This is a genomic window from Photobacterium kishitanii (assembly GCF_003026355.1).
In the GTDB taxonomy this organism is placed as follows: Bacteria; Pseudomonadota; Gammaproteobacteria; order Enterobacterales; family Vibrionaceae; genus Photobacterium; species Photobacterium kishitanii.
The window spans coordinates 82,954-107,698 of record NZ_PYON01000002.1 but is presented as its reverse complement, the minus strand read 5'-3'; the positions used below and the strand labels follow the sequence as shown (position 1 = coordinate 107,698).

General features: G+C 38.2%; 24 protein-coding genes and 1 pseudogene. 15 read left to right on the top strand and 10 right to left on the bottom strand.

Going from position 1 to position 24,745, the window contains the following annotated elements; genetic code table 11:
* Positions 1-2: 2 nt before the first annotated feature.
* The 3 genes from C0W29_RS02690 (at position 3) to C0W29_RS02685 (ending at position 3,552) form a co-directional block, all read left to right on the top strand.
* Entirely contained in the window at positions 3-1,364 is a 1,362-nt protein-coding gene (locus C0W29_RS02690; RefSeq protein WP_036791829.1) for a GntP family permease, read from the top strand.
* 729 nt (positions 1,365-2,093) lie between these two features.
* Positions 2,094-2,219 (top strand): hypothetical protein, encoded by a 126-nt coding sequence (locus tag C0W29_RS21895; protein WP_258179209.1) that lies wholly within the window; start codon positions 2,094-2,096, stop codon positions 2,217-2,219.
* Between the two features lie 928 nt (positions 2,220-3,147).
* Complete coding sequence (locus C0W29_RS02685; RefSeq protein ID WP_052671715.1) at positions 3,148-3,552, top strand: helix-turn-helix domain-containing protein; 405 nt, start codon at positions 3,148-3,150, stop codon at positions 3,550-3,552.
* Positions 3,553-3,586: 34 nt separating this feature from the next.
* On the opposite strand, the gene C0W29_RS02680 is transcribed toward C0W29_RS02685, so the two are convergent.
* From C0W29_RS02680 to C0W29_RS02665, 4 genes are all read right to left on the bottom strand, one after another.
* Complete coding sequence (locus C0W29_RS02680) at positions 3,587-3,724, bottom strand: hypothetical protein (RefSeq protein ID WP_158260011.1); 138 nt, start codon at positions 3,722-3,724, stop codon at positions 3,587-3,589.
* Positions 3,725-3,786: 62 nt separating this feature from the next.
* The gene (locus tag C0W29_RS02675) at positions 3,787-4,296 is read right to left on the bottom strand and encodes a hypothetical protein (protein ID WP_045045634.1); all 510 of its coding nucleotides are present in this window, start codon (positions 4,294-4,296) and stop codon (positions 3,787-3,789) included.
* 157 nt (positions 4,297-4,453) lie between these two features.
* Complete coding sequence (locus tag C0W29_RS02670) at positions 4,454-5,620, bottom strand: ABC transporter substrate-binding protein (RefSeq protein WP_045045635.1); 1,167 nt, start codon at positions 5,618-5,620, stop codon at positions 4,454-4,456.
* 18 nt (positions 5,621-5,638) lie between these two features.
* Positions 5,639-6,565, bottom strand: a complete 927-nt coding sequence (locus tag C0W29_RS02665; RefSeq protein WP_045043703.1) for a porin — start codon at positions 6,563-6,565, stop codon at positions 5,639-5,641.
* A gap of 736 nt (positions 6,566-7,301) precedes the next feature.
* On the opposite strand from C0W29_RS02665, the gene C0W29_RS02660 reads away from it, so the two are divergent.
* Genes C0W29_RS02660 through C0W29_RS02650 form a run of 3 tightly spaced genes read left to right on the top strand, consistent with a single transcriptional unit; the run spans position 7,302 to position 10,931 of the window.
* Positions 7,302-8,309, top strand: coding sequence for a putative transporter (locus C0W29_RS02660; RefSeq protein WP_052671716.1), 1,008 nt, complete (start codon positions 7,302-7,304; stop codon positions 8,307-8,309).
* 2 nt (positions 8,310-8,311) lie between these two features.
* Positions 8,312-10,453 (top strand): TonB-dependent siderophore receptor, encoded by a 2,142-nt coding sequence (locus C0W29_RS02655; RefSeq protein WP_045045636.1) that lies wholly within the window; start codon positions 8,312-8,314, stop codon positions 10,451-10,453.
* A 40-nt stretch (positions 10,454-10,493) separates the two neighbouring features.
* Positions 10,494-10,931, top strand: coding sequence for a hypothetical protein (locus C0W29_RS02650; protein WP_052671717.1), 438 nt, complete (start codon positions 10,494-10,496; stop codon positions 10,929-10,931).
* A gap of 68 nt (positions 10,932-10,999) precedes the next feature.
* On the opposite strand, the gene C0W29_RS02645 is transcribed toward C0W29_RS02650, so the two are convergent.
* Both C0W29_RS02645 and C0W29_RS02640 read right to left on the bottom strand, forming a co-directional pair.
* Positions 11,000-11,371 carry a hypothetical protein gene (locus C0W29_RS02645; RefSeq protein ID WP_146145248.1) on the bottom strand — a complete coding sequence of 124 codons (372 nt, stop codon included), beginning with the start codon at positions 11,369-11,371 and terminating at the stop codon, positions 11,000-11,002.
* A gap of 912 nt (positions 11,372-12,283) precedes the next feature.
* Positions 12,284-12,715: a hypothetical protein gene (locus tag C0W29_RS02640; protein WP_045043700.1), complete on the bottom strand. Its 432-nt coding sequence runs from the start codon at positions 12,713-12,715 to the stop codon at positions 12,284-12,286.
* 669 nt (positions 12,716-13,384) lie between these two features.
* On the opposite strand from C0W29_RS02640, the gene C0W29_RS02635 reads away from it, so the two are divergent.
* The 4 genes and pseudogenes from C0W29_RS02635 to C0W29_RS21930 form a co-directional block, all read left to right on the top strand.
* Positions 13,385-13,627: a hypothetical protein gene (locus tag C0W29_RS02635; protein ID WP_045045637.1), complete on the top strand. Its 243-nt coding sequence runs from the start codon at positions 13,385-13,387 to the stop codon at positions 13,625-13,627.
* A gap of 256 nt (positions 13,628-13,883) precedes the next feature.
* Positions 13,884-15,035, top strand: coding sequence for an iron-containing alcohol dehydrogenase (locus C0W29_RS02630; RefSeq protein WP_107174124.1), 1,152 nt, complete (start codon positions 13,884-13,886; stop codon positions 15,033-15,035).
* Positions 15,036-15,347: 312 nt separating this feature from the next.
* A complete protein-coding gene (locus C0W29_RS02625) occupies positions 15,348-15,815 on the top strand; it encodes a DUF4234 domain-containing protein (protein ID WP_045045855.1) in 468 nt (155 codons plus the stop codon).
* Between the two features lie 279 nt (positions 15,816-16,094).
* Positions 16,095-16,208, top strand: a pseudogene (locus tag C0W29_RS21930) (metal-dependent hydrolase); the annotation flags it as partial.
* A 177-nt stretch (positions 16,209-16,385) separates the two neighbouring features.
* On the opposite strand, the gene C0W29_RS02615 reads toward C0W29_RS21930, so the two are convergent.
* The gene (locus C0W29_RS02615; protein ID WP_045045854.1) at positions 16,386-16,991 is read right to left on the bottom strand and encodes a hypothetical protein; all 606 of its coding nucleotides are present in this window, start codon (positions 16,989-16,991) and stop codon (positions 16,386-16,388) included.
* Positions 16,992-17,107: 116 nt separating this feature from the next.
* Positions 17,108-17,752 (bottom strand): hypothetical protein, encoded by a 645-nt coding sequence (locus C0W29_RS02610; RefSeq protein ID WP_045044185.1) that lies wholly within the window; start codon positions 17,750-17,752, stop codon positions 17,108-17,110.
* Between the two features lie 511 nt (positions 17,753-18,263).
* Between C0W29_RS02610 and C0W29_RS02605 the strand changes: the two genes are divergently transcribed.
* Both C0W29_RS02605 and C0W29_RS21980 read left to right on the top strand, forming a co-directional pair.
* On the top strand, positions 18,264-18,857 hold the full coding sequence (locus C0W29_RS02605; RefSeq protein WP_045045853.1) for a recombinase family protein: 594 nt from the start codon (positions 18,264-18,266) through the stop codon (positions 18,855-18,857).
* 194 nt (positions 18,858-19,051) lie between these two features.
* Positions 19,052-19,423, top strand: coding sequence for a TnsD family Tn7-like transposition protein (locus C0W29_RS21980; RefSeq protein WP_045045852.1), 372 nt, complete (start codon positions 19,052-19,054; stop codon positions 19,421-19,423).
* Between the two features lie 2 nt (positions 19,424-19,425).
* Here C0W29_RS21980 and C0W29_RS02595 read toward each other — a convergent pair whose 3' ends face one another.
* Both C0W29_RS02595 and C0W29_RS02590 read right to left on the bottom strand, forming a co-directional pair.
* Positions 19,426-20,055: a hypothetical protein gene (locus C0W29_RS02595; RefSeq protein ID WP_045045851.1), complete on the bottom strand. Its 630-nt coding sequence runs from the start codon at positions 20,053-20,055 to the stop codon at positions 19,426-19,428.
* Positions 20,056-20,060: 5 nt separating this feature from the next.
* Entirely contained in the window at positions 20,061-21,161 is a 1,101-nt protein-coding gene (locus C0W29_RS02590; RefSeq protein ID WP_045045850.1) for a ComEC/Rec2 family competence protein, read from the bottom strand.
* 129 nt (positions 21,162-21,290) lie between these two features.
* Between C0W29_RS02590 and C0W29_RS02585 the strand changes: the two genes are divergently transcribed.
* Genes C0W29_RS02585 through C0W29_RS02575 form a run of 3 tightly spaced genes read left to right on the top strand, consistent with a single transcriptional unit; the run spans position 21,291 to position 24,678 of the window.
* Entirely contained in the window at positions 21,291-21,899 is a 609-nt protein-coding gene (locus C0W29_RS02585; RefSeq protein WP_158260010.1) for a restriction endonuclease subunit S, read from the top strand.
* 3 nt (positions 21,900-21,902) lie between these two features.
* Positions 21,903-23,420 carry a type I restriction-modification system subunit M gene (locus C0W29_RS02580; RefSeq protein WP_045045849.1) on the top strand — a complete coding sequence of 506 codons (1,518 nt, stop codon included), beginning with the start codon at positions 21,903-21,905 and terminating at the stop codon, positions 23,418-23,420.
* Positions 23,410-24,678: a restriction endonuclease subunit S gene (locus C0W29_RS02575; protein WP_045045848.1), complete on the top strand. Its 1,269-nt coding sequence runs from the start codon at positions 23,410-23,412 to the stop codon at positions 24,676-24,678. Before C0W29_RS02580 ends, C0W29_RS02575 begins: the two co-directional genes overlap by 11 nt.
* The last annotated feature ends 67 nt before the right edge of the window (positions 24,679-24,745 follow it).

Below are 24,745 nucleotides of genomic sequence, written 5' to 3'. Positions count from 1 at the left end.
GTATGACGCAAGATCCTACATTCTTATTATTAGTTGCTACTGGCTCAATCGCCCTGTTATTGATCCTCATTATGCGCTTTAAAATACATGCCTTTTTAGCGCTGACATTAGTAAGCTTTTTAACCGCAGTTGTTACTGGCGTGCAAGCTGATCAAGTCGTACCAACAATGATGTCTGGTTTTGGTGGCACGCTAGCATCTGTTGCACTTCTCGTTGGTCTCGGTACCATGATTGGTCGTATTCTAGAAGTGACTGGTGGCGCAAAAGTATTAGCCGACACACTCATTGGCCGATTTGGTTCAGATAAAGCCCCGTTTGCACTGGGTGTCGCTTCATTACTGTTTGGTTTCCCAATCTTTTTTGATGCGGGACTGATTGTTATGATGCCGATTCTGTTTAGTGTTGCTAAACAGTTTGGCGGCTCGACTATTAAATATGCATTACCTGTTGCCGGTGCTTTTGCCGTGATGCATGCATTTCTGCCACCGCACCCAGGCCCAGTTGCTGCCAGTGAGTTATTAGGCGCTAATATTGGACTATTAACTTTTGTTGGTCTGGTGATTGCCTTACCAACTTGGTATTTAGGTGCTTATTTATATGGTTTATGGGCTGGTGAGCGTTTTAATTTACCGCTACCCCAAGCATTTTTAGCAACTCAAAGTGTTATTGATGAAGATAAACTTCCTAAATTTTCACTTGTTATTACAATTCTACTGCTACCACTAGTACTTATCTTTATGGATACAGGACTGAATACATTATCAGTCATGGGCATGGTTGATCCCCAGTCAACTTGGGTAAACATTTTGCGTATGCTAGGTAAAACACCTGTCGCATTAATGATTACCTTACTATTCTGTTTGGCGGTATTTGCCAAAGATTACGGCATGGCAAAACTAGAAAAGCTATGTGGTGATTCATTAGCACCTATTTGTGCCGTTATCCTGGTAACGGGTGCTGGCGGTATGTTTGGTGGGGTATTACGTGCAAGTGGTATTGGTGATGCGCTAGCTGGTGTTCTTACCGATACAGGTATGCCTGTTATTGTGGCGGCATTTTTAATTGCAACCGCACTACGTGTTGCTCAAGGATCGGCAACGGTAGCTTTAACAACGACTGCTGCATTAATTGCTCCAATGGTAGCAGCAACTACCGGCCTTAGTGCTTTTGATTTATGTTTTATCGTAATCGCGATTGCATCTGGTGCGACAGTATTATCGCACTTTAATGACTCAGGCTTCTGGCTAGTCGGTCGACTACTTGATATGGATGAGAAAACAACACTTAAGACTTGGACAGTAATGGAAACGTTATTAGGAACCATCGCTTTCACTATTGCAGCAACATTGAGTATTTTCTTATAACGAGCTCATAATTAGTAAGTATTAATTTAATAAGGCTAAACATTAATGTTTAGCCTTTTTTTATATTTAATCGAAAGTACAAATTTGTTGATCATTTAGCACCTACTCATGCCGACACAGCTCGATGTTTCATCGCTGATATTAAACATTATATCCAATTAAGGCACCTACTAATCAGTTTCAGAATTGATAACGAACCCCAATAAATGTTAACAACTATTATTCGTGTTTCGATTTTTATAGTGCCTCAATATGATAGTTATCCTTTGACTAAATTATCAGTATCAGCTGTCGAGTTATATTATTTAAAATAGCCCCCGACACCAAAATATTTCATAGCCGAAAAATTTAGGATTTCATTTATTTCGTTTAATTTAATGCCCTATAAAAGTGAATAAAGTCGCCATTATAACCAATGCTAGCTTTCCATTTACTACTCAATAAAAAACAAACGTCCTCGTCATTCACATTAATTGTACATATTTCGTACTTAAGCTATAAAAATATTTTATCTTTTATCTACGTGCTTAAATCGCACAACTCCTATCGCAACCACTACGTATAATAATGATCTTACGCTGATATCTCGCTATCGCATTCCAGAGCACCCATGTTTTTTGGCCATTTATGACACATTTTCTGTAGATTTTTTCTTGAATATCTGTTGTTGTCTTATTCATAATAGTAAGTGGCAATTAATAAACCATCACTAACAAAAGAGGATTTCTCTTGAAAAATTCATCTCAAAATGAAGTAAACAATGACGCATTTGTACAACTATCAGTCGACGAAGATGGTAAAATTTTGGTCCATATCATTACTCGAAAACAAGACGTAAAAATACCCGATCAATAACAACTTGGAGGAGTCATTTTGTTGCCAATAAATGTTAAAAACTCACACAAACAAATAACAATTCAAACTTATGTTGAGTGCCTCGCAACATGGGTATTCATCAACAAAAAATCCCCAAAAGATCGTTCTTAAACGTCACACGTCATCAATTATATTTATAGCGTTACAACCTAATTAGTCATCAGATCCTTAATCGTCACTGAAAAACGCTACATTAAATCTTTGCTCTATTTCTTGAGTTCGATTTAGCCAATGAGCTAGAGTTATTCTGCACCTGTTTGAGGGGCTTATAAACGCTGTTCTGCTATCCCAGCTTATACCTATTCTAGGTTAGGTTAACACTGCGATGCATTGACAATAACGGTCTAATCTAGCACTCATAAGTAAGTTAATTCATATCAAAGATTATGCATCATTGCGACCTAAAGGTTACCAAAAATGTTAGCTTGATAATAATTACAAGCTTAATCGTCGATTCTGCTATCGCTAATATACCGCAACGAATAAAAGAAAACGGCTTGTCTTTCACTAACAAACCCTGAAATATAAACACTATTTTGTTTACCTTAAAATCAACTATTAATTATTTTAATTTTATTAAAAATCACAAATTATTAAATAAAATCATATAATACAACATTATAATAAAAATAAACAAAACAACAACTCACCTTAAAGTAAACAAAAAATAATAATTATTATAAAAACATAACAATAGTGTTGTTGAATATTTGTGCTATATTTAAAAAATATCTTTCAAAAACCCTATAAAAAATAGAAAAACTTTATGCCGTCAGTTGTTTTAAAGGTATATACTTTATGTTCGGAGTGATTCAATTAAATAACAAAATCAAACTCAGTAAAAATGGGTAGTTTCTCCGAATCGTTCTCCTATTTTTTAGGGAATTTTTGTACGGGAGTAATAAAAATGAGATTCAGAAGAACAGACGACAAATACATCGAGTTACGAGCAGCGTTCAAACAAAACTTAATCAAGTACATGAACCGCGACGGCATGACTCATGCTGAGTTAGCCAGAGCATTAGGTGTATCTCGATCATCTGTTACTAGATACCTTTCTGACGACGAAAAAACGGGGTCAATGCCTAACCTCGATGTTTTAGAAAAGATGACCCAAGTTTTTCGATGTGAAGTTGAAGATCTTGTCCCTACTATCGCGCCAGGAGCTAATTCACGATTTATTTCGATTGATACCTCAACCAATCAAACTATCGCCGAAGGACTACTCGGAATAATTTCAGAACGGGATATCAAAGCAATTGTTCGAATTGCTAAACGAATGAAAGAAGAACAAGACAAACAAAACAATTAGTAAAAGCCCCGCAATAAATGGGGCTTTTTATTATTTAAAATAAGGTTATTTCGCCTTTTGATGCATCCCCCCACGGATTTTCACTCATGTTGTTCAAATCAATTTGAGGCTGCTTTGCCGATACATCAAGCTCAATAACCTTATCGACAGTATCATCAGTAGAGTATCTCATGAGAATACCGAGAAAAATAAATAACGCGTATATACCTAATTTAATTGCTATTTTACGTGAAATCATACTGTCCCTCCGTAACGAATATCAATAGCCTTCGAAAATCCGTCAATAAAGCCCTTCGAGGGGATCACAAATGTACCAAACCTAACCGAATGATTTTGGATTAACTCGTTAGTTATATATTTACTGCCAGTCACTGATGGGTAAATTAATAATGTGTTTGGCTGCGAACACTTCATCGCAACATCAATATCTTTCTGTTCGAGATTGACGTCTGTATTAACAAAGTTTGTCTCTCCAATGTTGCAAACCATCTCATTGAATATAACAAATTTTGTCTCTAGTTTTTTATCATTACTAATGAAATAAATTAATTTACCTTTACTATTGCCCGCACTGGCTTCTAATTCAGGACTCACTAAAATCCCTGGTTTAATTAACTCCCAATGTTTAGAAGATGCAGCTGCAACATTCAATCCGTGAGGCGATGCATTTTCTGATAATATTGGCTTCTTTGCACAACCACTAAATAAAAACAGAGCTGTTAATATAATAACTTTTTTCATCATCGAAGATCTCTTTGTTACTATTCATTTTTATATCTTTTAAAAAACAACAAATACAAAACTTAAAGTTAACAATAAAAAGCCTCGCAATTACGAGGCTAAATATTTACAGCAAAAGGTATATTCAATCTGATATCTATATGATTGAATCTAATTGAATTTAAAGTTTATTGGACATTGCTTCAAAGTTATTGATGCCAAAGATACCCTTTACATCGTTATTACCGAGCTTTTTATTCATATCTTCAAAAGTCGCTTCTGGATTTAAATCTTTAAATAAATCAGGATGAATCCACTTAGCAAAATATTCGAGCGCTACCAAGTTATAAGGTGAGTTATAAAACGGTTTATAAACAGCATAAACATTCTTAGTTTGGAAAGCTTTGGTCGCTTTTAGCCAATCACGCGACATTAGCATTGCAGTTTGGCTCGCAATTTCTTCTTTATTCATCGCATAACCTAGCGGAATTCCATGCGTAGCTTTACCCGTTTTTTTATCAATCCATCCTGCTGATTGCATAATATAAACATCAGTGCTAGCTGTAATAATTGTTTCTGGTGACATAACACCTTTATGAGCGCCTTTTAATGGCTTGGTGGCAATATTCTCAGCTTTAAGTAAGGTAATAAAATCACTCATATTACCGCCAGCATATGTGTCACAACAAGATTCAAACGTGTAGCCCGCAGCGGTCTCTAAGAAAACATTTTTAGTCTTGATGTCAGGATGCTTCGCAATCACATCTTTAATATGATTTAAATGCTCGAGGTAATAATCAGAGAATGCTTGACCTCGTTTATCTTGTCCTAATGCTTTCGCAACTGTGGTAACAGATTTTAATGTATTATCAATCGTCTTATCACGGAAATCAGCCGTTATAACCTTGATCCCAGCATCATCTAACTTTTGAATTAATCCAGTTGATTCCGCCTTTTTGGCACTGTCTAAACCAATAATTAACACATCGGGTTTTGGTTTCATATTAATAAAGGCTTCGGCATCAAACTGCCCTTTACTAATCTTACCGATAGTGTGAGCGTTTGCTAACGATGGATAACGCTTAACATAAAGTTCATACATACTCGGTGCTGAATTCTTCATATCATCACGCATAGCGACTAGATGCTTACCGGCATCTTTACCGTAAACGATCTCTAATAGTGGGAAATTTCTCGCCGTACCTAAAGCAATATGCTCAGGCTCATGATCGAAAGTAATTGCTCGACCCGTTACATCTGTCACTGTCATCGGATAATCAGCAGCAAGCGCAGAGCAAGATATGATCGCGCCTAACGTCAGAGTTAAGACTTTTAAACTAGTTGTCATATTAAACCTTATTAGAGATTAGAAATCGTAACGAACGCCGATCATTTCTTGCACTGTGTTATTAACGGTATCGTAATTAATTGCGGCATAAGTTCGAAATTGCTTATTCCACTTTGCGGTAATATCAGTATTAACTGCACGAGTGGCATCACCTTTATCAAAATGCAATTCACCGAAACCAATAGTTGCCTTATAGATTGAGTTAATTTTATAAGCTGCAACTAGGTCATAACCGTTACCGGTCTTATCCTTAACTTTCTGCTTCGTATATAAAGCACCAAGATATAATTTATCTAATTGGTAACCTAAACCTATATCAAATTGCTGTTTCGATTTCTTCTCAACCTTGGCTTGCTTCGCATAACCAATACCAGCTATTAATCCGCTATCACCAATTACTTGTGATCCAGCAATAGAAAAACCGCCATCAAAGTCACCTTTGGCTTTCCCTTCTGCTCCGGCATAATTTGCGTTTAAAGTGGTTCCGGAGTCATTCGCATAAGTGGCGGCAATACTGTTTGCAACTCGCTTACCGACTTTGAACTTGTCAGCAGCTATCGCACCATAAGCAGCTTGAATATCAGTAAGATCAGTAACAGCACTCATCGAGCCATCCGTCTTACCGTAAACAAGTGTTGCGTAACCATTATCTAAAAAAGCTTTAATACCAACGTATAAATGACGAGTCTTTTCCGATTTGGCCTTAAACTCCTGTTCAAATACACCAATTCCGCTAATAGTATCTGTCAGCTTAGTTTCGCCTGAAATCTTAACTCTCGCTCGACTTAGATCACTAATATCGTGATCGCGATTCTCTGCTCTTGCTTCAATTCGCCCACCAATTTCAAGCTTAGAATCATCCGTTTTATAAATACTTGCAGCGTTTACAGCGCCACTTGTACTAGCCAAACATAACAACCCAAGGACAAGCTTATTTCTGTTCATCAAAGATGACCTCAACTAATAAACCACCATTAATGTTACCTCAAGGTAACCTGAAGATGAGAATAATAAGCATTTGTGTTTGATTGTCAATTTTTGTTACACTTTTTATTCATAATAAATAGGTATTTTTTCATTAAGATTATGATTTTTAATTGATAATATATTTCATTTATAAAAGTGCTGCGATTCAAGTAATTTAGTTATGCTTACTTAGATTTAGTTATTATTAATTTTTATAAATTTAGTTGTTTTTCAGGTTAACGATTAACACCCAATAGATAGCCTAAAAACAGAAGAAACTATAATGTTTATCGTTAGAGAGGAGCCAGATAATAAAACATACCTAGACTAAGCTTGCAGTTACCCTATAAAAATTAGCACCTTATAGGTTAACAATTTATAGTTTCATCCTGCATCATCCCAGTTTTTCAAACGTGGTTATCTTAACTAAGAAAATCACCATCTATTTATGTTAACGGTAAACTCTCCCTCACTATAAATCCTAATAAAAACCCTCTATTTACTCTGAAATATGATTAAGTTACTGAGTATATCAATATTAGCCATCAAATAAGCAAAGCCAATACACCTCTATAAGCATCACCTTAATATCATTCTTTATCGTCAATAAAATTTAATTTCTAGTTTAACTTTGTTGCTTCTTGGGTTAACATTTGTCACAAATAAAGGGTAATGATAATTATTATCATTTAATTAAATCCAAGAGGCTACTTTCATGTTCCGTTGTTTTTACCTTAATAAAAAGTGGGTCTTTTGGTCGGTTTACGGTACTACAGCTGTCGTCCTGATTAACTGGCTTCGTGTTGGTGTCGATGTCGAATTAAACTATTGGAATGGTGAATTTTACGATCTTATTCAAGCCGCTTTAGTCGCTCCAAATACAGTATCTATTAATGATTTTAAAAACACCGCCATCGACTTTTTCAAACTAACAAGTATTTACGTCGTTATCTCTGTCGTCGTTGACTATTTCGTCCGCCATTGGATTTTTCGTTGGCGCTGTGCAATGAACGAACATTACATGTCACATTGGAGTTTGATTCGTCACATTGAGGGCTCAAGCCAGCGAATCCAAGAAGATACGATGAGATTTGCAAAACTTGTCGAAGATCTTGGCATCAGTATCCTTAGAAACTTTATGACCTTGGCAACCTTTATTCCACTACTGTGGGAGCTATCAAAAAAAGTAAAGGTTATCCCATTCTTTGGCGAAGTTGAGCACTCGATGGTTATCGTTGCCGTTATTTCCTCGTTCGGAGGAATGGCGTTCCTGATGTATGTTGGCCGAAAGCTTCCTGGACTTGAATATAACAATCAACGTGTAGAAGCAGCATATAGAAAAGAACTTGTTCTTGGTGAAGACAATGTCGACAAAGCCGCCCCTCAAACAGTAAAAGCATTATTTAATGATGTTCGACATAATTATTTCAATATGTATCGCGGCTACTTGATGTTTGACAGTTTCTCGAGTGCCTATGGTAAATATTCAGAGCTCACTGTTTACATATTTATGAGCCCAACAATTCTACAAGCCGCTATAACGCTAGGTGTTCTAAAACAAATCACCTCGTCATATTCAAAAGTTGAAAGTTCTTTACGATTTTTAATTCGTCGCTGGTCAAGTTGCGTCGAATTAATGTCGATCTATAAGCGATTGAGAGCCTTTGAGTCGCAAATAGATGCCGCCGCCTTCGGGCAAAAAGTCACCATAATAAAGTTGTAATTATGAATAATTTTAAGTTATCTACTGTTGCATGTTTAGTCGCTTCGACTTTCCTGTCGTTCTCTGCTTTCGCTGAGTCGGATCCGAACGATACTTCGATATTTGATGAGGTTGTCGTTAAGGCTGAGCGTCCAGATTATAAAGCCTCAACGACAAATACCGCGTTTAAAATGGATGTTAGTCAGCTAGAGACCCCACGATCTACAAACACAATAGACCGAAAGTTATTAGATGATTTACAAGCAACATCGCTAGAAAAAGCATTTAAAAATGATGCTTCGACAGTGCAAACTCATGAAAGCGACGGACACGAAAACTTTTATATTCGTGGTTTCCAGTTAACCACTAATGAAGGTTATCTGAGAGACGGCGAACAAAAATACTCTCTTATTCAAGAGCCCGTCGAAATGTACGAAAATATCGAGATCCTAAAAGGAGGGTCAGGCTTACTCTATGGACAGTCAGAGCCAGGCGGTTTGGTTAATATGATAACCAAGACCCCAGAAGCAAGACGTCACACGATGATATCTCAAGATATCGGCAGTGATAATTTCTTCCGTTCTGTTGTCGATACGACCGGATCTGCGACAGAAAATCTTCGATATCGCTTTATAGGCTCAAAACAAAGTAAAGAAAATTGGCGTCATTATGCTGATGGTAATCATCCTAAAACTGATCGTGATCTGTTAGCGATCATGTTGGATTATGACATTAGCGACGACACTATGTTGTCATTGACCTATGACCATAAAACGCAAGACGGACACAATGATAGCGGCGCTCACTTTGACGATAACGGCAATATTATCGGAAACCGTGACACCATTCTTGATATGCCTTGGTCAGATAATACCAAAGAAGAAAACAGTTATGGAATTAAGCTGTCTCATCAAATTAATGATCGTTGGTCAGCGAAGGCTAGCTATCACTATTTAGACATGTCTAATAGTGCGCGAACCTCTAGCGTTAAGCTAAACAAAGACAGCGCAAAAACTGGCGAATATACGTTCGGAACGGGCAAACGTGATAATTCATACACTGTTCATACTGCGTCAGTTGACGTTAACGGCGACTTCGACACCGGTAGCATAAACCATCAAGTGTTGATTGGTGCAAACCTTGTCGACCACGTTTACAACCGCAATAGTCGTTGGGGGGGTAAGAAGACAGCCGCGAGCTTAGATCCATCAAAGCCGACGCCGGGCTTTAACCCTGCGGTTATGAATCCTGCAAACGGTAACTCATATGCTCATCAAACCTATGGCCTATATGTTCAAGATTTGGTCACGTTAAATGAGCAATGGCAAGTGCTTGCAGGTCTACGTTTTGACCATTACCGCAAGGATCGCTCAGCGAATGATAAGCGTGACGGTAAAGGCTCTGACAAGATTTATAACAATGTGATCCCTAATGCGTCGTTAATGTTCCATCCGAACCCTGACTCAACTATTTACGCAACTTACTCTCAATCATTTATGCCTAAATCTCCGGTTGATAGTAACCGTGATGCCAATGACGGGATGGAACGTTCGCCAGAAACGGGGAATTTATACGAGTTAGGATATAAACAAGAAATCTTTGGCAATCGTGCAATAGTTAGCACATCAGTATTCCAGATCGTAAAAGATAATATCTCAGTAACTAGCGACTATAACGATCCAAATAACCCAAGCATTAGCCGTATTACTACCCAAGGCGGAAAGCGCATTCATACGGGTATTGATGCTGGGATTACTGGTCGAGTAACGGCCAAGCTAACCGTGAAGGCTGGGATGCAATTCATGAAAGCCAAGTATAAAGGCCAACCGAAGCATAACGGGAAAACGCCAGCCGACGTTCCGGAGTTTACCGCTAACGCTTGGGGTAACTATGAAGTTAACGACAATATCGACATTAACGCGGGGGTTTACTATGTCGGCTCTCGTTACGGTAACGATGATAATAACCAAGGCAAAAAAGCGGGTTATACCTTAGTTGATACGGGCGCAATTTACCGTATGCCAATGAAAGACGCTAGCGAGCTAACGTTCCGATTTAAGGTGAATAATGTTCTCGATAAACAATACGAGGGCGGCGGTAGCTATAGCGGCACAACTATTGGTCGAGGTCGAAACTACATGCTATCTGCTCAATACGACTTTTAAATAAATAGCCCGCCTCTGTGCGGGCTTTCTGGTAATCATTATGACAACAGAAATAACACGCCTTATTTGCGGGGCAGGAATTATCGATACCGATATCGAATTAAAAGAAAACGGTCGATATATCAATCAATATCGGACGTGGCGAGCGATGATTCGTCAAGCCTACGGCGCTAATATTAAAAACCGTCGAGTAGAGGGATTAACGGTGTGTGATGACTGGTTCTATTTCTCTAAATATAAAGCATGGTTCGACGCCAACAAAAAAGAACGGTTTTATGTTAGCCGTGACTTAAAGATCCCTGGCAATAAACATTATTCACCAGAGACATGCGTTTTTGTTCCTTATGCTTGGGGGCGTCTATTTCCTAATGGCCATAAAGAACTTATTGATAAAGAAATGCAACGTTGTCGCGTTGAATACGCTGATGACAAAGAGTTTATGCGCTTAGTTGATTCAATATTAGATAGATACCAATAAAATTAAATAAACACACTCGGCGACAAGCGCAAACCCAAGTGTGTTTATTATATTATTGAATAAACATACTAATTTTTTAAAATTAATTGTGAACCTAATTGTTGTGATTTACTCGCAACAGGCTCTAATGATGGGTTGTAAGGATATGTCTTACCATTAAACTTCATTAATACTGAGCCAATATTACCCGTCCAAACAATTAGGTTTTTCCAGCCATTAGTTTCACTGTTAGCGACGCTAATTGGTGGACTTGTTATCGAACTTTGTGATACCAATTTATAGTGACTACCAAGATTTTCAAAAACCATAAAACTACAGCCACCAGAGCCGCACCAATTAGATCCTTTGAGCAATACTAGTGCATCTTTTAACCCATCACCATTTAGATCTGAGTATCCAACATCAAAAAGAGGTTTCGTTTCATGAGTAGCTTCTGACACGGATTTATTCAAATTAGGTTTGAAATTAGGTTGGCTATTACAACCAACGATCATCAAAGACAGACATAACAACAAATATCTCATTTTTTATATACTTCTATTATTAGCAGGAATGTCTATCACTTTATAGCATTAACAATTTGCCAAAATTCATTGATAGACAGAGTTCATATTATACTAAAAGTACCAAACTTATTTTATATTTCTCTCGCCTCTCTAAAAAATAAACGGCCACACCAATACTGACTACAGGTATCGACAGCAACAGCAACCAGTTATGCCGATCTAGAAGCAATGGATGTATAATCTGAAAAGGTAGCGACTAACCAACCCACGTCAAGCGAGCCTAAAAGAAATCATTAATACCCTCAAAGGATGAATATAATTCCTCGGCTATGAGTAATTATACTGTCAATAAAAAGGCCACTGAGTAATCAGTGACCTTTTTTGTCTAAATATATCTGATATTTTACGCTATACACATCATAAGAAATTCTAAATTTGATATATACATTAGCTAATCATCCAACATTTATACCTAATAACAATATTCATAACTAAAGCTAAAACGATGTTATTAGAATAATAGCGACGGCTATCACTGCTGATCTTATGTTGTATATCAAACTATTAATATCATCTTATCCATCTGATTAATAATGGATTAATCAATCTCTAACTTATACCCTGAAATAGTATTAATAGTTGATATATTTAACTTAAATAAATAGCAGATAAATCGCACTCATTAATTAATCCTGCAGTATCACAAGATCCTGAGTGGAAAAAATCAAGATAAACACCAAATATTAATATTACTAACAGGGCTATTATTATTTTATTTACTAATGTCACAAATCCACCTCTAGCTATTACCAATTTAATCATTTAATAACTTATATATAAGTTAAATTATTTAAGTTCATGGAATGCTTTATTAAAACCAGCAGTTGAATAAGTAAGATTTTCAATTGTCACGCCATCTTTGGTCTTGAACTCATTTAAAATATATTGAGTTTCAGCCTTCGTTTTAGGGTTATAGCTTTTCATTTGCCCTTGTAACTGTGCTTGCATAACGATCTTTTTACCGTTAACCATGATTGGGGAATCAACCTCAATCATTTTTATACCTACATCATCGGCGTTATTGTCAGTTACCATAATGACCGAAAAGACCAAATCACCATCCCCTTTTTCAAACGATGAAACGGCTGTCACTCCCCCTTGCTTAACCTGAGGAGAACCGATGACACCATTATCAGTAATAATCCAACCTGTTGAAGCACTCACAGTAAATGATGTTAATAAAGAAGCAAGAGTGAACGTTTTAAGAGCAGCTTTCATTAATATACCTATTTGGGTTGAACATTTCATTTAGCTTACTAAGTATCCATACTGCACATACAAGACTATTTCTTGCATTCATTTAGGGCATAAATAGTATTGATACATGCAATACTATGCAATTCTCCATTGGGAGATTGATTATCATTAACACAGTATTTTATTTACAGGTGTAAACATTTTAATACGAAAGGTTTTCTTTCCATCCATTATTAAACTCGCTTGCCAACCTTGCTATAACCAACCGATTTATTTCGCTCTTTTAACAATGAAACCGTATTTAAGCTCATGTCATGACAAAATTTTATCTGACATCCATCATATAGAATGACAATAAAAAATGCTTTTTTGTAACTCTCACCAATACCTAAATAACTCTTATATACTGACGTACAGACTAAACTCTCATCATTATTTACTGAGATAGTTTGACCTGAATACTAATGTATGGTTTTGCTTTCTAATATTCGATTACAACACTCACTCTATATTTGTTAACCCCATAATAGATTGAATCACCGTTACTGGATAAAATAACAATTGTTACCAAGAGGTAATAATCTTTTGCTTTTTGGTTATATTGTTTGTTTTTGTGTAATTGTTAATATGACCCCATCGAAACGCAGACAGCGTTCAGCAATAATAATAAAGATTAAGGTTAGACAACTCATGAAAACAGTTATTAAAGCAATCATCGCTACCGCTATTATCGCCACTTCTTATACCGCTTCTGCACGTGATGGCGCATTTACCGGTAACGTTAGTTTCAACAATCAAGCTAACAATGCTGTGGTTGCAAGCCACTATGCGGTCAATGGTACAGCGGATAAATCACACTCAGGCATTGTGGTTACTAACAAAAACACCCACATGAGCTTTAATGAAAAACTGCTATCAGCGGCTGATAAGTAATATTTCACCACAATGGTAAACAAACGCTTGTTACACCTTCTTATTATTACATCTAAGTAAAAGTGTTTTGGTTTTATCTCTATTGTTACCAAATGGGTGGGGTGTAGAATGACGATATCGACACCAACAATAACAAATAAACTCGATATAGCTTCTTACGTTATCACCCCTTTATAACGCGCTATCAAATAAATTCAGACTTATGGCTATCGCGGTAAGTCACTATAAATTAATTAAAAATTATCGGAGTTTTACTATGAGCAATGTATTTTACATGCCACCTGTAACCTTAATGGGTCCTAATGCTATCCAATCTTTAGGTGCTGAATTAGCGTCAAAAGAATTGAAAAAAGCGCTTATCGTCACTGACGGTGTGTTAGTTGAAGTGGGTCTTGTTAGCAAGCTTACTGATGAGCTAACCGCTCACGGTATTGATTACGCAATCTATGATGGTGTTCAACCTAACCCAACAGAGAAAAACATCGAAGATGGTCTTACTCTATTAGCTAAAAGCAACGCTGATTTTGTGATTTCATTCGGTGGTGGTTCTTCTCACGATACAGCGAAAGGTATCGCATTGGTTGCAGCTAACGGAGGTCATATCCGTGATTACTCTAAAGGTGTGCACCTTTCTAAGAAGCCCCAACTTCCATTGGTAACAGTAAACACGACTGCGGGTACGGCATCAGAAATGACCGTATTTGCGATTATCACTAACCAAGAAGATGAAACTAAATACCCAGTGGTTGATAAGCACTTCACGCCTATTATTGCGGTTAACGATTCAGAGCTAATGGTCGCAATGCCTAAGTTCCTTACTGCAACCACAGGTATGGACGCATTAACGCACGCGGTTGAAGCGTATGTTTCAACAGCTGCGACACCAATCACAGATGCTGCTGCAATTAAAGCGATTGAGTTGATTGTAAATAACTTAGAAGCAGTAGTGAATAACGGTCAAGATCGTGCAGCACGTGATGCAATGCAGTACGGCGAGTACTTAGCCGGTATGGCATTCTCAAATGCTTCTCTAGGTTACGTGCACTCAATGGCGCACCAATTGGGTGGTGTTTACGACCTGTCACACGGTCTATGTAACGCAATCCTACTTGCTGAAGTATCACGCTTTAATGCACAACAAGTACCAGAACGTTTTATTGATATTGCTAAAGCAATGGGTATCGACACTGCAGCGATGACGCAAGAGCAAGCAGTGAATGCTGCTCTAGAAGCGATTGATGCACTATCTGAGAAGGTAGGTACAAAGCAACGTTTAGCAGACCTGGGTGTTACTGAAGATAAACTAGCATTCATGGCACAAAATGCCCTAAACGATGCGTGTTCTTTAACTAACCCACGCAAAGCGAGCCTAGAAGAAATCATTAATATCTTCAAAGCACGTATGTAATTACTCTGACTATCGGTAATGACTCTTAAATAAAAAGGCCGCTAAAGCGGCCTTTTTTAGATCTGGATGTTGATGAAGGATAATTGGTATATTTAATCTGCGACTATCATCACATGAGATACTTTCATTAGTTAATATATTTTTCACCAACTTATAACCAAGTAGTATCATATGATTTTTTAATAAAACTTACATTCCTAAAACAAATAATACTGACCAATTAGATAGTTAAAAACTATAATAAACTCTTTATTTATGTGATTAATGTGACATTATATGCAGTAACACTTATATCTAATTGACGCATTCATAATGAGTAATATTTCAACTTTAAAAAATAACATAAACACAAAAACTCTTAACCTGTTCCTATTATCGATCGCAACTATGGGTATATACCCTTTACTATGGTTGTATAGAAGCAATCTAACGATTAGTGACATTACAAAATCTAAAATCACTGGTGACACCTATATAATTTGGATTGCAGTCTGTGTTGGATTAGGTGGTTTTTTTTCTCGTCATAATCAAAGCTTATTCCTTGTGTTAGGTGCTATTTTATCTATATCTTCAACAGTTCTTTATATTGTCTGGGCTTTTAAAGCTAAAAAGGCACTTCAAAAGTACGCTCTTAATGAATTTAGATTTGAATTAAAGATGAATATTTTTTATACCTTCTTTTTTAATGTGTACTATATAAACTATTGCGTTAATGACCTTCCAGAAGCATTGAATAAACAACAGATACTCACTGGGCAAGCAACAGAACAGGTAAACTAACCCCCCGTTGCTAAAACACCAAGCCGCACAATGTATGAGTGCGGCTTAAGAAACAACAAACGAACCGTCGTTATTACATACAACCTCAAGCAATCGTTAAACCTCAGCGATGTTATCCTTTTATACCTCAGTATTTGCCTTTCTCTTGTGCAAGCCTATGTCGCTAACGTTTATAACGGTGTTAATAATCATTGCCTACCATAACAGCAAACACGTAAACACCCACCTCAAGAAAATCGTCTACCTACCACCTCCATAACCAAAAACAGACAAGCCACAATGAAGTGGCTTAATCACACCTTAATAGCTGGCTCATTGTGCGTCGTAGTATCACCACCACACGTTGCAGTATGCGTAGCTGGCGCAACAGTCCCCGATTGGATGGAATACGTTGAACCATGGAGGTAAGCCGCGGAATAAAAATATGTTTGGTAATTTATTTACCAATAGCTACCAAAACATATCGTTTCAGGCATAAAAAAACCGCCCAGATGGACGGTCATTTAACAGTAAATCAATTTATGCGTATTGACAAAATCAATGCAAATATTTAAATGTTAGCTATACCATTTACTTATAACTAATTTTAAGTGCTTGAATTTCATTTGTGTACTTACTAGTTATTTCTTTTATTTCCTTGTCTCTCTTTCGCTCTATTTCTTTAATTTTTTGCTCTAATTCAGGGTTGTTCTTTACCTCTAAATCACATTTATCAGCAGTCAGCTGCAATGCCTTAGACGACCCAGATAAACTAAAGCTTTGATTCATTTTGAGTTGGTTATAAACATAGATATTAACAAGCAACTTATTGCCATTTTTAATATTATTTAACAACTGTTCAGGAATATCCCTAATAACCCCGCCCTTATATGAGTTAGAGTATGTTTTTCCTTTTAAGTTGTAGACTTCACCATCATCTACACGCATTTTGATTTCGACTTTGTCATTACTTGGTGTAGCTATACTTTCCTTACTTTCGAAAGTAAGTATAAAATCTTTGTTTTTGCCTTTTTCAACATCGCACCTGAAGCCAATAGAACTACCATGATTAGAGGTGTATTGTTCATACACTTTTACATCGTTCATTTCATCGCTCCAGTTATTGGACTTAAATGCAGCCAATGCTGATTGGGGCACTAATAATGCTAATATCAATACAACTAAATTTTTTTTCATTATAACAATGATTCCTAAAGTACAATTTCAGAAAGACCGCCTCAATGGGCGGTCATTTAATATTAAACTTATTAATGAGGAGAATAATCAAAGGTCACATTAAAAGTACTATTTTATTATTGAATTTGACGTTCTTTAAGAAGATCTTCAAAATCCGAAGGATAAGCAGTAACCAATTTACTTTCTACATTTAAAGCTTCAAGGTTATCTCGAATACTTGCAATAGTTCGAGGTATAAATTGACTTGAATTCCCCATCATCCCACGAATAAAATCTTTGCCTAAATTATCTATCCCGCCACTAACTATGTCAAATTGAGCATAAATATCAACATGATAACCACCATCATATTGCCACAAACACGTATAGAATTGAGTGTTTTCTCCCTGAGAATTCATAGATGAATCTGTAGCCTGAGCATAAACTAAAGCACCTTCACACGTAGGTTGCTTCATCGCTCCTCCAGATAAAGCAGCGAGCGCTGAGTTATGACCAAAAGGATTAACCAACTGAAATCTAGGTGATTCTTTTGGTATAGGATATGGAGGCAAATCTTCAGTTATCCTCAGGCTAGAAGTATTAGCCTGTAAAGCCTTTTTAATTGCTTTTGACATATCCGAAGAGGAAACACCTTTAGATACCTTAAGATCATAAACTGCATAACTTCTTTTAGTCTCTTTCGTTTTAGTTAAAGATGTACTTTTACAGCCAACCAAACTCAAAGCAGCGACAAGAGCCACAGAGATAATTTTGATATTCATCGTTATAAATTCCATTTAATACTTATAAGTTATGGATTTTATACACGCATCAAAAGTATAAGCAACAATTTGCATCTAATATCAATTCATAATGTAACGAACATCCTAAATCGAACACTGAACAAGAGGCCGTTTTATATGAAAATTTAATAGGTACTATGTTTTTCCTAAAAACGGCGGTATTTAACATATGCTATCTATCACGTACTACGAGATCCGAGTTCACCTCAAACATCACATAAACCGCTTATTTTTCGATTTATTGTCATTAACATACGATAAAAAAGTAGCATTGTTATTTTGTTAACCATGTTACCTAATTCACAAATCACCACTTCAACACAATAAACGTCCCTAGTCGGTATTACCTTAAAAATACGTGTGCTTTAAATCACACTCTATTGCACACATGTAAACATTCCCTATTCCGTATGCTTTTTATGTTTACTTTTCGATATGCATACACCACATTTAGCACACAGCAACCATAAGCACACAAGGGGCCGATAAAATGGAATTTGCATACGTTAGAGTATCAACAACCACACAAACAACAGATAGCCAAGTTAGCGACATTCAAAAGTCATATCCTGGTATCGACATATCAACCGATGTTTGTAGTGGAACGGTACCAGCAGCAGAGCGTGAACAATTAAGCCGGTTACTCGATAAATTAAGAAAAGATGATGTACTGGTAGTTTGGTGGATAGATCGCTTAGGCCGAGACTATCACGATTCAGAGACAACTATCCGCGAGCTGTTAAACCGTGGTGTGACAATCAAAACCATTAATCAGAATATGACCTTTGCTTACTCTGGTAATGATATGCAAGACATGACAACCAATATTCAATTAACCATGATCACTGCAATGGCAGCAGCAGAACGTAAGAACCGTTTAGCCAGTGCCGAAGTTGGACGCCAAGCAATTAAACAAGATCCAAAGTTATGGGCTGAAAAGTTTTCAGGACGGAAGCCAAACATGGAACGTAAAGCAAAAATTATCGAACTGTTAGAACAAGGCTTATCCGTTCGAGAAGTGGCCATGAAAGTAGGATGTAATCCTAGCACGGTTCAACGAGCTAAAAAGATCAGTTCAATATAGGTTGGTTTTGTAAGCCAGTTCGTTTTAAGTGGTTTCGTAAACCATACAATGCAGGTGGTGTGGTTAGTGAACTGGTTTCGCTGGGACATACCTAAAACGACCGCAGTAATCACAGAACAACAAGGTATAAAGAGGTCATAGTGTAGAGCAAGAAAGGTCATCTAACTGGGTGCTACTTAAAGCGCTTGGCAATAATGCATGGAATCAAATTAAACCTGAAACCAAAACAGTTAAATGAGGCCCTCAAACATAGAATCATCAGGCTCGCTCGATTAGGTGTGCACCGACTTAGAATCTCGCAAGTTTGCTGCATCGGGATTGGTTCGATTGAACAAGCGATCGCTAATGTTTCTGGGTTAGTGGAGTGGCGCAAACAATGTCACTGGGAGTCGAAAAGGCGTTGTTATCGAGTTCAGGTTCAACGATACAGGCAAAGATGTCCTGATGCTCTACGTCGTGATATTAAGGCTGACTGTAATGCAGCGTTTTTCTGGTTGTATATGAATGACTCGGATTGGCTGGAGCTGGCCTTGCCGCCGCCGACTGCGGCAAGGGTTCGCAGGTAGGATTAAGTCGCTGTTCTTATCGCTGTAGCATTCACCACCAATCTTTTGCCGTAGGTTTGTGCGCAAATCAGTGCAAAGAGCAAGAAAGTGGCCTCGATACCTATGGCCCAAGGGTGTATTGTGCCGAGATAGGGTAACTGCATACCGCTTACCGACCAGACAATTAACATACTTAAAATGATAAGCGAACTAGAGGTCACATCCCTGTAAAGCAAGAACTTGAGGTGAGCGGATTGAACCTGAGGTTCATCCATTACGGGTTTGTATATATGCCTGTACCAAAGGCTGTTTCTCTCACCATCACAAATTTCGCCTCCAAATACGTGTTGCCAGGTTGTTTGAAGTTCACTCTTTTCCAGTCGCGGGTCTGCAAAGCATAGCTTATCGCAACGATGACCCGGAAGTTCGTTCCATAGTCTCAAGAAGACGATCTTGTTTTTCAGTGACTGCGGTATGATATCGGACAACAATACCAGCAGTGCTACTGCCAGAACGACTAGGCCCGCAGTTGCTGCGTAGTCGATGGCACTTTTCGCATCAGAAATACCTACTTCAAGCACAAAGAGGATAAGAAGCGGTGATCCAGTTAATGCAGCAAGGGTGAATTTGTTCTGGTCCTTCAGATTCTGCATGTTATTCAAACCTCTTCTTCATATTCGTGGTGATAAGGCTCGGCGGTTAGGCTAGTCCATCCGTTTCGTTGTGGTGCTCCTGAGGAGTGGCATATATGACCCCCTCGTGTCGCCAGTGTTTTTGCTCCTCGATGTGTAAATGCATTGAGAACTGCTTTGTGTGGGTGCTTTGGTTCACCTTCTTTTGCTGATGAGGCAACAACGGTAATTCCGCGCTCAGTCCCTTTTATCACTGGTTCGCCAATAATGCGGTTTAGGACAGAAGGACCCACATTGCGTTTGCTGCCATGATGAGGAATTTGCATAAATCTAAGTTCAGCGCCTGAGGTACATCCATCGATTTGATCTGCTGCTTTATCTAATGCTGTGATCCCTGCATCGCCAGTGAACAGTAGCCGTTTTCCGTCTACGATAATTTGTGTGATAACACTGGAATTGTTCTTCGCAGAGGTCGTGTCCTTATCATCAATTTTGTCTTCTCCCCAGTTTGCGAAGATTTTTTTAAAGACCTTTTCAGCCGCTTTATACAGACTTTCAAACAACCCACAATCTGATAGAGCAGCTTCGCTACTTTTGGGTTCTGGCATGCCATCGAACTGGGATAGTAGCTCTTCATAGTAGTGGTTGGTGGGACCGAGGACTTTTACTGAATCGAAGGTTAGGTCTGTGAATGGCTCTTTAACTATGATGCCTTTCTTCTCTGCCAGCGTCACAAGGCTAAAAGCTGATTCTAAGTTGCTCTTGAGTCGCTCGCTTATGCTGTTATCGGTGATGCGCCCATCCTTAAATTTTTCGGCGAGACCTTGATTGTGATCCCAAGCTTTGTGGATCCATAGTTCAGAGACTTCTAGCTCTTCCAGTACTGTTGTCAAACCATTGATATGATCTTGATCTGGGTGAGTGGAGATAACTAAATCAACCTTCTCGGTGCCATAGTGTTCTTTAATATGTGCAACGAGCCTTTCCCCATCAGCTTTATATCCGCCATCAATGACAACAACGGTTTGAGATTCACGCCCACCGGATAAGTCTCCATAGCGAATGGCAATGGCATCCCCGCTATTTGATTTCTCACCAACAGCAAGTACGTCTATTTCATATCCCATAAATTAACTCCTTTTAGTGTTTTTAGTGCATCATTCATTATGATGCTTTATTCTCCCTAGATTACGTTGACATTTTGTTCATAGTCAAGCATTATTTGTGCATCACATGACATGATGCAGGTTTATTTTTTGCTTGTAAGACTAAAAGAAATCGCAGAGGTTCGTTCTGGTCACTCTTTTCGAGGTTCGATAAAAGAAACCTTAGATGGGAATGGTTTTGTAATTCAGACCAGAGATCAAAGTGCAGACGGACGAATGGATTGGTCAAATCTTATTCGTACTGATGTTGCTGGGCGGAAAGAGCCTGAGTGGCTTCAAGCGGGCGATGTAATATTTGCTGCGCGTGGAATAAGAAACCTAGCGTCTTGGATATCAGAGAACGATTTGAGTGGCTTAGCATTGCCAGTGATCTGCTCGCCGCACTATTTTCAAATTCGTTTTGACTCAGCTACAGCGCTATTACCAGAGTTTCTTGCATGGCAACTCAATCAATCGGTAGCACAACGTTATTTTCAGCAATCTGCCGAGGGAACAATGCAAGTGAGCATCCGACGTTCGGTCTTAGAGGAAACGCCAATCACCATTCCACCAATAGAAATACAACGTAAGGTGGTAGCGTTAAGCCAACGAGCGCATCGAGAAGAAAAAATATATCAAGAACTAATTGAGTTACGACAGATGGAGATGCAAGCCATCGCCAATCATGTATTAAACGAACAAACAAAAAATAAGAGATAGAAAATGCCAAACTCTAAAATCAACCAAGACGACATCAATAAAACGGTATGGAGTGCCTGTGACACCTTCCGTGGCACCGTAGACCCATCAATCTACAAAGACTTCGTGCTTACCATGTTGTTCTTAAAGTACATCTCTGATGTGCGCCAAGACAAAGTCGAAGAGCTAACAGCGCAGTTTGGTGACAACCAAGCCATGATTGAAGCGATGCTGGCGAGCCAATCATTCAAAATTCCAACAGGATCAACATTTTGGGATTTGTATGAGCACCGTTTTGAAGCAGGTAATGGCTCTCGTATCGACCAAGCCTTACATGCGATTGAAGAAGAAAACGGCACCAAACTAAAAGGCGTGTTCCAAGACATCAGCTTTAACACCGATAAACTGGGTGATGAAAAGCAAAAAAACGACATTCTACGTCACCTACTGGAAGACTTTGGTAAGCCAACCCTTAACCTACGCCCTAGCCGTGTCGGTTCATTGGATGTTATTGGTAATGCGTATGAGTTTTTAATCAAACACTTTGCGGCGAGCAGTGGTAAATCGGCAGGTGAATTCTATACCCCACCAGAGGTATCGGATCTACTGTCTATCATTCTTGAGCCACAACAAGGCGATGAGATCTGCGATCCTGCTTGTGGTTCAGGCTCGCTATTGATGAAGTGTGGTAAGCAAATTCAAAAGAACTTTGGCGGCTCAAAGCAATACGCCTTGTTTGGTCAAGAAGCGATTGGCTCAACGTGGTCACTGGCTAAAATGAACATGTTCCTGCATGGCGAAGATAACCACCGCATTGAATGGGGCGACACCATTCGTAACCCTAAGCTACAAGATGCCAACGGTGGCTTACTGCACTTTGATGTGGTAACCGCAAACCCACCATTCTCACTAGATAAATGGGGTCATGAAGATGCAGAAAGCGATCACTTTGGTCGTTTCCGTCGTGGTGTACCGCCAAAAACCAAAGGCGATTACGCATTCATCTCACACATGATTGAAACCCTAAAGCCAGAGACAGGCAGAATGGGTGTGGTTGTGCCACATGGTGTGTTATTCCGTGCCTCTTCAGAAGGTAAAATCCGTAAACAACTGATTGATGAAAACCTATTAGATACCGTGATTGGCTTACCTGAAAAACTGTTCTTTGGTACAGGCATTCCAGCCGCTATTTTGTTGTTCAAAAAGCACAAAACAGACAACAAGGTGCTGTTTATTGATGCCTCGCGTGAGTTTAAATCGGGCAAAAACCAAAACGTATTAACGAGCGATAACATTCAGAAGATTGTTGATACCTACAAAGCGCGTCAAAGCGTGGATAAGTACGCTTACCTTGCTACATTAGAAGAGATTGCCGAGAACGACTACAACCTCAACATTCCTCGCTATGTCGATACCTTTGAAGAAGAAGCGGAAATTGATTTGATGGCAGTGCGTAGTGAGCGTTTAGCGCTACAAACTGAGTTAGCAGATCTAGAAGCGGAAATGGCGGGCTACCTAGAGGAGTTGGGTTATGGTGCCTAATGGTTGGATTAAAACTGATCTCAATCCCTTTATAGATATCAAACATGGTTTTGCCTTTAAGAGCGAATTCTTTAGAGAAGAAGGTAATTATGTTCTTTTAACTCCTGGTAGCTTCTATGAACCAGGTGGCTTTCGCGACCAAAAGAGCAAAACTAAGTATTATGTGGGTGATATTCCAAAAGGGTACTTACTATCAAAAGGCGAGTTACTTGTTGCTATGACCGAACAAGCTGCTGGGCTTTTAGGGAGTACGTTGTTTGTCCCAAGCCATGATCGCTATTTGCATAATCAACGGCTTGGTCTGATTCAAATAAAAGATAAAAATGGTATTTGCCCTGAGTTTCTATATCTAACTTACAATTCGCCATATATTAGAAAACAAATTGCAGAGCAATCTACAGGAACAAAAGTAAAGCACACATCGCCAGATAAGCTTAAATCAGTGATTTGTTTGTTACCCTCACTCCCAGAACAACGCAAAATCGCTCAAATCCTTTCTACATGGGATCGCGGTATTGCAACCACAGAAAAGCTAATTAATGCCAGCAAGCAGCAGAAAAAAGCATTAATGCAGCAGTTGTTGACGGGTAAAAAACGTTTGGTTGATCCTGAAACGGGTAAAGCGTTTGAGGGGGATTGGGAAGAGGTTAAGTTAGAATTCCTCACAGAAAATACTATTTCTAATGGTATTTATAAAACAGCCGAGTCATATTCAGATAACGGTAACTCTGCAGTATTAGATATTAATTGTGTTTACAAAAATAATATCGTATCAATAAAAAAAGCAAGAATAGCAAATATTACAAATAATGAAATTAAAAAATACAAACTAGAATTTGGAGACATATTAATAAATAGAGTATCTCTAAAACCTGATGGAGTCGGAGTTGCTGCTCTTTTTAATATTGATTCTGAAAAAAATTATGTTTATGAGTCTAATTTAATGAGAATTCGATTAATAAAAGAAAAAGCTAACTCAGAGTTTATTAATTTTATATTAAGTTCAGAAAAATCACGTTCTGAAATATTAATGAAAGCTAATATTGGTGCACAAACAAGCATAAATCAAAAAACAGTAAACAGTTTAGCCATATTATTACCAAAATTTAAAGAACAACAAAAAATCGCATCAGTTCTAACCGCTATCGACAAAGATATCGAGTTGTTAGAAGCCAAACTTGCGCACTTGAAGCAAGAGAAAAAGGCATTGATGCAACAGTTGTTAACAGGAAAACGTCGCGTCTCCCTGTCATCTTAGTGCCTGTCGCGTTGTTGGCTACGCTTTTCTATCCCAATCACATAGCGCACTATGCTCATGGACTAGA

Coding starts and splice junctions, on each gene's coding strand:
- C0W29_RS02690 (WP_036791829.1), top strand. CDS start 3: ATGACGCAAGATCCTACATTCTTATTATTAGTTGCTACTGGCTCAATC.
- C0W29_RS02685 (WP_052671715.1), top strand. CDS start 3,148: ATGAGATTCAGAAGAACAGACGACAAATACATCGAGTTACGAGCAGCG.
- C0W29_RS02680 (WP_158260011.1), bottom strand. CDS start 3,724: ATGAGATACTCTACTGATGATACTGTCGATAAGGTTATTGAGCTTGAT.
- C0W29_RS02675 (WP_045045634.1), bottom strand. CDS start 4,296: ATGATGAAAAAAGTTATTATATTAACAGCTCTGTTTTTATTTAGTGGT.
- C0W29_RS02670 (WP_045045635.1), bottom strand. CDS start 5,620: ATGACAACTAGTTTAAAAGTCTTAACTCTGACGTTAGGCGCGATCATA.
- C0W29_RS02665 (WP_045043703.1), bottom strand. CDS start 6,565: ATGAACAGAAATAAGCTTGTCCTTGGGTTGTTATGTTTGGCTAGTACA.
- C0W29_RS02660 (WP_052671716.1), top strand. CDS start 7,302: ATGTTCCGTTGTTTTTACCTTAATAAAAAGTGGGTCTTTTGGTCGGTT.
- C0W29_RS02655 (WP_045045636.1), top strand. CDS start 8,312: ATGAATAATTTTAAGTTATCTACTGTTGCATGTTTAGTCGCTTCGACT.
- C0W29_RS02650 (WP_052671717.1), top strand. CDS start 10,494: ATGACAACAGAAATAACACGCCTTATTTGCGGGGCAGGAATTATCGAT.
- C0W29_RS02640 (WP_045043700.1), bottom strand. CDS start 12,715: ATGAAAGCTGCTCTTAAAACGTTCACTCTTGCTTCTTTATTAACATCA.
- C0W29_RS02635 (WP_045045637.1), top strand. CDS start 13,385: ATGAAAACAGTTATTAAAGCAATCATCGCTACCGCTATTATCGCCACT.
- C0W29_RS02630 (WP_107174124.1), top strand. CDS start 13,884: ATGAGCAATGTATTTTACATGCCACCTGTAACCTTAATGGGTCCTAAT.
- C0W29_RS02625 (WP_045045855.1), top strand. CDS start 15,348: ATGAGTAATATTTCAACTTTAAAAAATAACATAAACACAAAAACTCTT.
- C0W29_RS02615 (WP_045045854.1), bottom strand. CDS start 16,991: ATGAAAAAAAATTTAGTTGTATTGATATTAGCATTATTAGTGCCCCAA.
- C0W29_RS02610 (WP_045044185.1), bottom strand. CDS start 17,752: ATGAATATCAAAATTATCTCTGTGGCTCTTGTCGCTGCTTTGAGTTTG.
- C0W29_RS02605 (WP_045045853.1), top strand. CDS start 18,264: ATGGAATTTGCATACGTTAGAGTATCAACAACCACACAAACAACAGAT.
- C0W29_RS21980 (WP_045045852.1), top strand. CDS start 19,052: ATGCATGGAATCAAATTAAACCTGAAACCAAAACAGTTAAATGAGGCC.
- C0W29_RS02595 (WP_045045851.1), bottom strand. CDS start 20,055: ATGCAGAATCTGAAGGACCAGAACAAATTCACCCTTGCTGCATTAACT.
- C0W29_RS02590 (WP_045045850.1), bottom strand. CDS start 21,161: ATGGGATATGAAATAGACGTACTTGCTGTTGGTGAGAAATCAAATAGC.
- C0W29_RS02580 (WP_045045849.1), top strand. CDS start 21,903: ATGCCAAACTCTAAAATCAACCAAGACGACATCAATAAAACGGTATGG.
- C0W29_RS02575 (WP_045045848.1), top strand. CDS start 23,410: ATGGTGCCTAATGGTTGGATTAAAACTGATCTCAATCCCTTTATAGAT.